Consider the following 8,500-nt stretch of genomic DNA (forward strand, 5'->3'; position numbering starts at 1 on the left):
TATGGAAAACCCGAGGCCAACGCCGGCGGCGTCGGATCGGAGGGGTGCGGGGTGCCGGTCACCAGTTACAGGTCCAGGACCAGCCGCGTGCCCTTGCAGCGGCCGACACAGATCATCATCATGTCGCCGTTCTCCTGTTCGTCCTCGGTCAGATAGTCGTCCTGGTGGTCGGGTGTGCCCTCCAAAACGCGGGTCTCGCATTCACCGCAGTAGCCCTCCTCACATGAGCTGGGGTGGTCGGGCAGGACCTTGTGCACCTCCTGGAGGATCGTGCATCCCTCACCGACGGTGAAGGTGACACCCGACTGTCGCAGCTCCACCTCGAAGGCGTCGCCGCCGACGTCGATCGGTCCGGTCGCACCGAAACGCTCGAAGTGCAGCCCGCCCAGATGCGGGTGGTTCGGGTATTCGGCGGCCACCGCGTCGATCATCGCGTTCGGCCCGCACATGTAGACCTGGGTTCCCGGTGCCGCCTGGCCCAGGATCCGGGGCAGGTCCGGGTAGCCGCGCTCGGCCTCGACCCAGACATCGATCTGTCCGCCGAGGGCTACGAGGGATTCGCGGTAGGCCATCGAGGAGGCACTGCGGCCGCCGTAGACCAGCCGCCAATCCGCGCCGCGGCCGCGTGCCTCGGCGATCATCGGGATCAACGGGGTAATGCCGATGCCGCCGCCGAGAAACAGGTAGGAGCCGGCCTCGACGAACGGGAAGTTGTTCTTCGGGATGCGGACGTCGAAATCCACGCCCTTCCGCGCGATCGCGTGCACCGCCCGAGATCCACCACGACCGTTCTCCTCGCGTAGTACCGCGATGACATACGACGACCGATCCGCCGGGTCACCGCACAACGAGTACTGCCGGGATAGACCCGAGGGCAGCCGCAGTTCGATGTGCGCGCCCGGTTCCCACGCCGGCAGCGGTTCCTCCCCGGGATGGGTGAAGGTGATCTCGATGATGTCGTCGGCGATCGGGCACACCGTCGAGGTCCGCAGAGTGAGTCGTTCGGCTGTGGTGGTGGTCATCGGATGGTCCTTCGGCTGATGGCGGGTCGCTCATCCGCGGGCGGCGTCGACCAGCGGCTTCAGATTGCCGAGGACGTCGAGCCAGGCCGCGGGTGAGGTGATCTCGGAACAGAAATTGGTCTCGACGATGACCCCGTCGAGACCGGCGGCGACGCATTCGGCGACTCGTGTGGTCATCTCCTCGACGGTCATCCGTTTGCCCGCGGTGGACTGCTGTGCCAGTCGATAGATCGCCCCGATCGGGGGCTTGCCGGCGGGTCGCCGGTCGTTGAGGCGCGTCAGGGTCGCCACCACCGCGTCCACCGGGATCGAGCCCGGATTCCACAGGTCGAAGTCGCGGGCGGTGCGGGCCAGCCCGCGGTCGGAGTACATGCCCGACATCAGCCGCGGCCGGGTGACCGGTTTCGGCTGCATGATCGCCGGACCGATGTCGAAGAACGGGCCGTGGTGCTCGACCAGGTCGTCGCCCCAGCAGGCGAGCAGCGCGGGCACGAAGTCGTCCATGCGCCTGCCCCGGCTCTCCGGGTCCACGCCGACAGCGTGGTGTTCCTCCGCGGACCATCCGACACTGAGGCCGATCACCGACAGCCGACCGCTGCTGAGCCGGTCGATCGTCGCCAGCCGGTTGGCCAGCTGGGCGGGCCAGTGGTTGCCGCCGACCAGGATACTGGTGCCCAGGTGCAGGCGCTCGGTCCAGCCGGCGACTGCGGCGAGCAGTTCGGTGGGTGCCCAGACCGATCGGTAGATCTCGGGCTGGCTCTGCGCGCTGCCGCCGTACTCGCCGCTCTGACGCAGTGCGTAGAGGAAATGGTCCTGCACCCACAGGTCGTCGAAACCCATATCGTCGGCCTGCTGGACGAAGTCTCGGAGCAGTGATGCCGAGACCACGGGCCCGAGCTGGGGCAGAGTGAGCCCGATGGTGGTCATGCCGTGTCCATTGGGCATGCTCGGGCGGCCTTCGTGGTCACGCTGCGCTACCTCCTCCGGCCGCTGACCGCTCATGCCGAGGCCGCCCGGTCCCGCTTGGGCAATACGTCGCGCTGGATGCGGGTCAGGCGGCTGTGGCTGATGCGCCACTTCCCGTCCGCGCAGCGGCGGTAGCGCTCGGTGTAGTGCCCCCAGCCCTCGTGTGAGACGTATCCGCTGCCCGCCGGTGACTCGACCCGGTCGTACATCGGCCATATCGCGGTGGCGGTGGTGTCGTCGAGGATCTCGATCTCGGGGATGTGTCCGTGGTGCACCGAATAGCCGGAGCGGAAATGGTTCGCCACGCTGCTCAGGAACTCCTGCTTGCCCGTGGGCAGTGAGGTCGATTCGGCGAAGTCCACTTCCAGGTCGTCGGTGAACAGGTCCGCGAACTCCTCCCACAGCCGCAGGTCCACGCATCGGAAGTAGCGGGCCTTCAACTGCCGGATGTCCTCGATCGCGGCCAGTCTGCGTACGGTTTTCGCCAGGTCGTTGTCGGTCATGTTGTCCTACCGTTCGACGTCGGGAATCCGGGGCGGATCAGTGCCGGTGCCGCGGAAAGCGTTCCTTGATGGGGGAGTCGGCGTTGTAGTCCGCGTCGTGCGATGCGGCCGTCCTCGACCACGAACGTGCCCGTGATCGGGACCTCCATCAGCACCGTGCCGTCGGCGCTGTGCACGCGGACCACGCGCTCGGTGAGCACGACATTGTCGCGGGAGGCGATGTTGAACAACTCCGCGGTGCAGTATTTCATCTCGAGGGTGTCGTCCAGGGTGGACAGGAACCGCATGGCCTCCTGTTTGCCCTCGGTCGCCGGCGAGCCGGTGTTCTCCCATGACATGTCGTCGGTCATCCAGCGGTCGTAGCAGTCACGCATGTGTGGCCAGGCGCCAGGACCCCAGTCCTCCAGGAAACCGACCACCGTCTTCTCCGCCTCGGTGTGGGGCTCGGCGCCAGGGTGGATATGCATGTCTGCGAACTCCTCGTCGAAAAGCCTGTGAGAAAAATAGTCGCATGCCATACTATTTATCGTCAATGTAAATTGGCTCGAATGACTGTTTCGGGGAGGCTGTCGGATGGAGAACGGCTCGGTGGTTGTGGCGGGCGGCGGCGCTTACGAGGGCACCGAACCGATCGGCGTGCAGCGGCCCTCGGTCGAGGATGCCGCAGCCGGCCATCGAGGACCCCGAGGTGGCGTTGGCGACGAAGCGGTACGCGCACTATTTCGACCGCGACGTTCTGCGCACCCCTGCGATCGCCGCCAAGCTCGCCGTGTGGCAAAAGCAGGGGCGCACGGTTGTCCGCAACGACCCGGCAGTGGTGCCCGGGCCGATGGGCCGATCGTTCCGTAACCTGGGACCGGGCCCGGCGGATTTCCGCCGGGCCCGGTTGCTGTAACGGACGGGTTTTGTCACCCCCGCTGCGGCGGTGTGCCCCATCTCCTGGGCCGGCGATCGGGGTTGGGTTGCGGTGCCCAGGCTGTCGGTGTAGCGGTGGATCTTGCCGTCCCGCCCCTCGGGCACGCCGGCGACGTGAAAGTCCATGATCTTGGTGCTGTCGGCCTTGCGCATGGTGTCCACGCATTCGGTGAAGACGAGGTCACCGGCCGAGGCGATGTTGATGACGTTGATATCGCAGTAGGCCATGCCGGTCTGCTCGGCCGGCGTGTCGAGATACTTCAGCGAGTCCTGCAGGTTCGGATGGTGGTCGAAGCCGACGCTCTCCCCTTCGGCGTCCTCGGTCGGGAACCTGTTGTAGGTTCGCTTGAACGAGGCCGGATCCGGGACCATGTCCGCGAAGAAATCCAGGACGAACTGTTCCTTGTCGTTCCGTGCAGTGGTCATCGAGACCCTTCAAAGTCTTATTGTAAATAGTCTTTGGCTAGACTATCGTGACGTAATATACATCACAGCATGCCGGTCCGATAACAGGACCGAGGGCTTCGATCCGCAACCACATCCCCGGTACTCAACCGCGGTTCGCTATGAGCGAAAAGCTCAGCAAGAGAGGAAATTTCGTCATGGTCGACATCACAAGCCCCTGGGTGGTGGACAACGAGCTCAGTGATCGGTGGCCGGTCTACACCCGCGGTAATGTCGGCGAGGTGTCGTCGACCGCGGCCACCCCGTTGTTCTGGAGCATGGTGGGCGGGCCACCGGCCGAGCGGGAATGGAAGCAGGCGCTGGTCGAGTTCGGCGCCTTCGACATCGACGAGTTCCGCCCCGACGTGATCGACATCCAAGGCCTCGTGCACGGATACGTCTATCTGAACCTGTCGAACATGCGAACCTTCGGCGCCCGGATGCCGGGCGCGACTCCGGACCTCATGGACCGCACCTACCTGGGGGACCGCCAGGCGCCGCCCTACGTGCCGCACCCCGACGACGATAAGCCCGAATACACCGAGCGCATCCTGGCCAGCGTGCAGCGGGTGCTCGGCGAGACCGCGCGGCCGGACGTCGACCTCCAGCGAGAAACCGCCGAGGAACTGCGGTCCCGCCGGCCGGACCTGGCCGCGCTGACCGAGCGCCGGCTGATCGCACGGGCCCGCGCGGTAATGCGGGAGGACTACCCGCCCTTCATCCGCACCCACCTCCGGATGGTCTACGAGGGGTCGGTTGTCACCGGGGCGCTGGACGAGGCACTGGCGCCGCTGGAAGATCCGTCGCTTGCGGTGGCGCTGACGAGCGGACTCGGCAATGTCGCTTCTGCCGCTCCCAACGAAGCGATGTGGAAGCTGGGGCGTCGGGTCACCGACAGCACGGTGTTGACCGCGGAATTCGCCCGGGGTGTGCAGGATCTCGCCGAGCGGTTGCGGGCCTCGGCGGAGGCCGACGCCAAGGCGTTCGTGAAGGAGTTCGACGACTTCCTCTACCATTTCGGCTCCCGGTCGACCCAGGAGTGGGAGGTCAACGCCAAGACCTGGGAGACCCACCCCGCGATTCCGCTGGGCATGATCGACCGGATGCGCCTGCAGCCGGAGGACAAGAGCCCGGCCGCGCAGGGTGCGCGCCTGCGGACCGAGCGGGAGGCGGTGCTGGCCGATGTCCGCTCCCGGCTCGCGAGCATGCCCGAGCAGCTCGCAGCCCTCGAACGGGTGCTGAACTCGGTCGCGGTCTACTCCCAGGCCCGGGAGCAGAGCAAGACCAACACGATCCGCGTCCTGCACGAAGCGCGGATATGTGTGGTGGAGCTGGGTGCGCGTTATGCCGAGCGGGGGATCTTCCAGCGGCCCGAGGACATCGTGATGGTCCGCGCGGACGAACTGGACGCTCTCGTCGAGGATCCTTCCTCCTTCGCCGGCGCCATCGCCGAGCGCTGGGAATGGTGGCGTGAACTCTCCGAGTTGGATCCACCGCTGATCATCGAGAAAGGCAAGGTGCCGCCGGTCACCGAGTGGCGCAAGCGGGGCGAGCCCGGGGTCGAGCGGGCTGCCGCCGGGGAGGTGCTGGCGGGCCTGCCCGCGTGCGCCGGTGTGGCGACCGGGCGGGCGCGGATCATCGAGGACCCGGAGGACGGCGTGGATCTGCAGCCGGGCGAGATCCTCGTCGCGCCGTGGACCGATCCCGGCTGGACGCCGCTGTTCACCTCCGCCGAGGCCGTCGTGGTGAACGTCGGCTCCTCGATGAGCCATGCGGCGATCGTCAGCCGGGAACTCGGCATCCCGTGCGTGCTCGGGGTCACCGACGCGACCAAGCGCATCGTCGACGGCACGCTGCTGACCGTGGACGGCGCAGCCGGTACGGTCACAGTGCACTGACCTAGGCGCTCACCAGGCGCCGACGCAGGGCCTCCAGGGTGCTGTCCTGGAGGCCCAGGCCGTCGCGGAGATAGTTCGTCACGGTGCCGTACCGGGCGTCGATCTCGGTGATTGCGGCCTCGAGATAGCTGCGGTCGACGGTCAGCAGCGGTGTCATGGCCTCGGCCGCGGCCGGCCCCCGGCTCTGCCGCAGCGAGTCCACCGTCCGGGCAACCGATTGCGAAGAGCGCGAATTGGACTCGAGGAAGTCGCCCATGGTGGTGTCCACCGGCACGCCGGCGATCTGGTGCAACAGGTAGGTGGCGAAGCCGGTCCGGTCCTTGCCCGCGGTGCAGTGGATCACCGCCGGCCCGCTCTCGTTCGCCAGTCCGGTGAGCAGCGCGGCGAACGCCCGGCGCTCGGTGTCCCCGGCGACGAAGCCGCGGTACAGGTCCCGCATCAGCTCGCTCGCCTCAGAAGCGGAGTTCAGGGCGGCCATGGCGTCGTTGAACTGTGCGCCGTCACCGATGACGGAGATCTGCCGATAGATCGTGCCGGTCGGTATCCGATCGGGGGTCTTGGTGGCCTCGTCCGGGGTGCGCAGGTCGTAGACCGTGCTCAGGTGCAGGCCGGTGAGGACGGCCAGGTCCGCGTCGTCCGGGGCAAGGGCGTTGGAACGGTAGAAGACGCCGGTCCGCAGGTGTCGCCCATCGCCCGTGCGGTAGCCTCCGTCACCGCCTGCGACATCCCGGAAGTTGTCGAGGCCGGCGAGCACGGGCGCGGCGACTGTAGTGGTCGTGGCCGCCGGTATGGTTTCGGCGGCCTGTGTGGCGCAGCCGGTGGGGGAGAGCAGCAGCGCTGCTCCCATCAGGAGCGCCGATGCGGTCGTGGTGAGCCGGGTGAACATTTTTCTCCTGCGGACGGGTCGTCGACAGCGGGTGTCTCACGACGATATCCACAGTAGTCAACTGATAAATAGTCTATAGGTGGAGTTATACTGACCGACTGGTGGCGGCCGGGTTAACCCGTTCGGGAGGCATCGCCGGTCTTGCCGTTGGCGGCCCGGGCGTCCCCGGCGGCGGTGCGCAGCCGGCTCAGCAGTTCGATCAGGCGAGCGATGTCCTCCGGTGTGGCGTTGCCGAGCCCGAATCCGATCTCGGTGAGCGAGGCGTTGGCCTTGAGCACGAGCTTGCGACCGGTGGGTGTGATCGAAACGAGGGTGGCGCGCCGGTCCGTGGGGTGCGGCTTGCGGCTGATCAGCCTGCGCTTCTGCAGCCGGTCGGTGGCCAGCGTCGCGGTGGTGGCGTGCACCATGAGGCTGCGGGCGAGATTGCTGACGAGCCGGGTGCCGTTGTCACTCAATTGCAACGTCATCAGCACCAGGTAGTCGGTGAGGTTGAGGCGGTGCTTGCGCAGTCTCGCCTCGACCGGATCGATTACCAGTCGCTGGTAGCGGAGCAGCGACGACATGGCCAGGAACCTCTGTTCGTCGCCCTCCAGCCCCTGTTCGGTCCAGTAATGGTGCGCCCACTCGACAGGATCGGTGGTGTCGGGCAAGGTAGTTTGTGTCTTCTGGGTGGTCATGGGTCCCCCGCTCGAATTCGTGTCGTCGATGATCGTTGACTGAATAGTCTACGGGTAGGTGATCGGCGCTGCTCGATGCGGGCGGCGATGGGGAATGCGTGTCGGCGGAAAGACACGCGCCGGCGCCTTGTAGGCAGTCGTCTCCATGTCGGCGGTGACGTAGGGTCCATAGTGCCAGGCGGACGTTCCTCGGTGACCGCAATCGTCTCACCGCGGACTCGGCCGAGTCGCTGCATCGGTGGATAGAAGGCACGGACCGTGATTGTCGAGGTCGCCGTCACGATCGGCAGCGCCACCGCACCCGTGGTGATCGACGCCGGAGCGTGTGGTCTGCCGAGGTCTCGACAGTGCTCTGCACATCGTCGTACCGGTCGTGCCGCAACGCGGCGGGCCGGCCACCCACCTGGGCGGCGACTGTCCTACACGTGGCCTTGTCGAGCCGAGGGCACTGTGGTGGGAGCTTCGCCGTGGGGTGCCCCGCTTCGATATCGCTCTCGGCGGAGTCCGAGCGGATCGGCAGGTCCCTCCGGCGTCCGTGCGTCCGGACCGGCGGTGAGTCGCTCGAGCCCGATGCCGCCGTAGCCGCTCGCGCTCCACACGATGTCCGGCCGCGCGTGGTAACCGCACACGTGCCACACGAACCCCTCGGCCGATCGGCGGGCCGGGTTGCTCCGTTCGCGGTGGCATCCGCGAGGTCGCGCGGCGATGATCCCGTCCACCACGGGGTAAACCGGCCCTGAGCGGCCACTGGAATCACAGTGGCCGAGGACTCCTCGGCTCGGTGATCGTCGAGAAAGTCGTGTAACAGATCTGTTCGGCAATTCGAGAACCGGCGTCACGTAGGTCGCCCGGTGCCCGTAAAGGACCTGGCGCCGGGAGCGCATCACCCGGTCCGTGGCGACTGTGGTGAACAGCAGCATCGCGGTCACGTACGGTCCGATCACCAGGTTCGCAGTTCCGCTCGGCGAAACAGGGCGGCCGGCGCCTGACCTCCGCCGATGCACATGGTGACGATGCCGAGTTCGCGATCGCGGCGCAGCAGATCCTTGACGACCCGGAGGGTGAGGATCGCGCCGGTCGCCCCCACCGGATATCCGAGGGCGATCGCGCCGCCGAAGCGGCCTACGGGGGTGCGGCTCCGTCGAGGACGACAATTCGTTCGGCGGGGGCCATGGGGGTCCGATCTCGT

General features: G+C 67.0%; 8 protein-coding genes and 1 pseudogene. 1 reads left to right on the forward strand and 8 read right to left on the reverse strand.

Annotation, left to right across the window (positions count from 1 at the left end; all coding sequences use genetic code 11):
* Positions 1-65: 65 nt before the first annotated feature.
* The 5 genes from ON20_RS29220 to ON20_RS29240 all read right to left on the reverse strand — a co-directional run bounded on the left by ON20_RS29220 (position 66) and on the right by ON20_RS29240 (position 3,832).
* Positions 66-1,022 carry a PDR/VanB family oxidoreductase gene (locus ON20_RS29220; RefSeq protein ID WP_040840994.1) on the reverse strand — a complete coding sequence of 319 codons (957 nt, stop codon included), beginning with the start codon at positions 1,020-1,022 and terminating at the stop codon, positions 66-68.
* A gap of 30 nt (positions 1,023-1,052) precedes the next feature.
* Positions 1,053-1,949: a TIGR03619 family F420-dependent LLM class oxidoreductase gene (locus tag ON20_RS29225; protein ID WP_040840996.1), complete on the reverse strand. Its 897-nt coding sequence runs from the start codon at positions 1,947-1,949 to the stop codon at positions 1,053-1,055.
* A 71-nt stretch (positions 1,950-2,020) separates the two neighbouring features.
* Positions 2,021-2,491 (reverse strand): nuclear transport factor 2 family protein, encoded by a 471-nt coding sequence (locus ON20_RS29230; RefSeq protein ID WP_040840998.1) that lies wholly within the window; start codon positions 2,489-2,491, stop codon positions 2,021-2,023.
* Positions 2,488-2,958 (reverse strand): limonene-1,2-epoxide hydrolase family protein, encoded by a 471-nt coding sequence (locus ON20_RS29235; protein ID WP_245547560.1) that lies wholly within the window; start codon positions 2,956-2,958, stop codon positions 2,488-2,490. Before ON20_RS29235 ends, ON20_RS29230 begins: the two co-directional genes overlap by 4 nt.
* Positions 2,959-3,208: 250 nt before the next feature.
* Positions 3,209-3,832 carry a nuclear transport factor 2 family protein gene (locus tag ON20_RS29240; protein ID WP_083865431.1) on the reverse strand — a complete coding sequence of 208 codons (624 nt, stop codon included), beginning with the start codon at positions 3,830-3,832 and terminating at the stop codon, positions 3,209-3,211.
* A gap of 176 nt (positions 3,833-4,008) precedes the next feature.
* Between ON20_RS29240 and ON20_RS40075 the strand changes: the two genes are divergently transcribed.
* Positions 4,009-5,748 carry a PEP-utilizing enzyme gene (locus tag ON20_RS40075; RefSeq protein WP_040841000.1) on the forward strand — a complete coding sequence of 580 codons (1,740 nt, stop codon included), beginning with the start codon at positions 4,009-4,011 and terminating at the stop codon, positions 5,746-5,748.
* Between the two features lies 1 nt (position 5,749).
* Here the strand turns inward: ON20_RS40075 and ON20_RS29250 are convergent, their stop codons facing one another.
* The 3 genes and pseudogenes from ON20_RS29250 to ON20_RS35225 form a co-directional block, all read right to left on the reverse strand.
* Positions 5,750-6,634: a tyrosine-protein phosphatase gene (locus tag ON20_RS29250; RefSeq protein WP_040841003.1), complete on the reverse strand. Its 885-nt coding sequence runs from the start codon at positions 6,632-6,634 to the stop codon at positions 5,750-5,752.
* Positions 6,635-6,747: 113 nt separating this feature from the next.
* Entirely contained in the window at positions 6,748-7,311 is a 564-nt protein-coding gene (locus ON20_RS29255; protein ID WP_051163602.1) for a MarR family winged helix-turn-helix transcriptional regulator, read from the reverse strand.
* Between the two features lie 940 nt (positions 7,312-8,251).
* A pseudogene (locus ON20_RS35225) lies at positions 8,252-8,500 on the reverse strand (hypothetical protein); the annotation flags it as partial.

It is taken from the genome of Nocardia brevicatena NBRC 12119, from assembly GCF_000308495.1.
GTDB classification, from domain to species: Bacteria; Actinomycetota; Actinomycetes; order Mycobacteriales; family Mycobacteriaceae; genus Nocardia; species Nocardia brevicatena.

What these genes read in the sequence shown, in the direction of transcription:
- ON20_RS29220 (WP_040840994.1), bottom strand. Translation starts at nt 1,022, where the DNA reads ATGACCACCACCACAGCCGAACGACTCACTCTGCGGACCTCGACGGTG.
- ON20_RS29225 (WP_040840996.1), bottom strand. Translation starts at nt 1,949, where the DNA reads ATGACCACCATCGGGCTCACTCTGCCCCAGCTCGGGCCCGTGGTCTCG.
- ON20_RS29230 (WP_040840998.1), bottom strand. Translation starts at nt 2,491, where the DNA reads ATGACCGACAACGACCTGGCGAAAACCGTACGCAGACTGGCCGCGATC.
- ON20_RS29235 (WP_245547560.1), bottom strand. Translation starts at nt 2,958, where the DNA reads ATGCATATCCACCCTGGCGCCGAGCCCCACACCGAGGCGGAGAAGACG.
- ON20_RS29240 (WP_083865431.1), bottom strand. Translation starts at nt 3,832, where the DNA reads ATGACCACTGCACGGAACGACAAGGAACAGTTCGTCCTGGATTTCTTC.
- ON20_RS40075 (WP_040841000.1), top strand. Translation starts at nt 4,009, where the DNA reads ATGGTCGACATCACAAGCCCCTGGGTGGTGGACAACGAGCTCAGTGAT.
- ON20_RS29250 (WP_040841003.1), bottom strand. Translation starts at nt 6,634, where the DNA reads ATGTTCACCCGGCTCACCACGACCGCATCGGCGCTCCTGATGGGAGCA.
- ON20_RS29255 (WP_051163602.1), bottom strand. Translation starts at nt 7,311, where the DNA reads ATGACCACCCAGAAGACACAAACTACCTTGCCCGACACCACCGATCCT.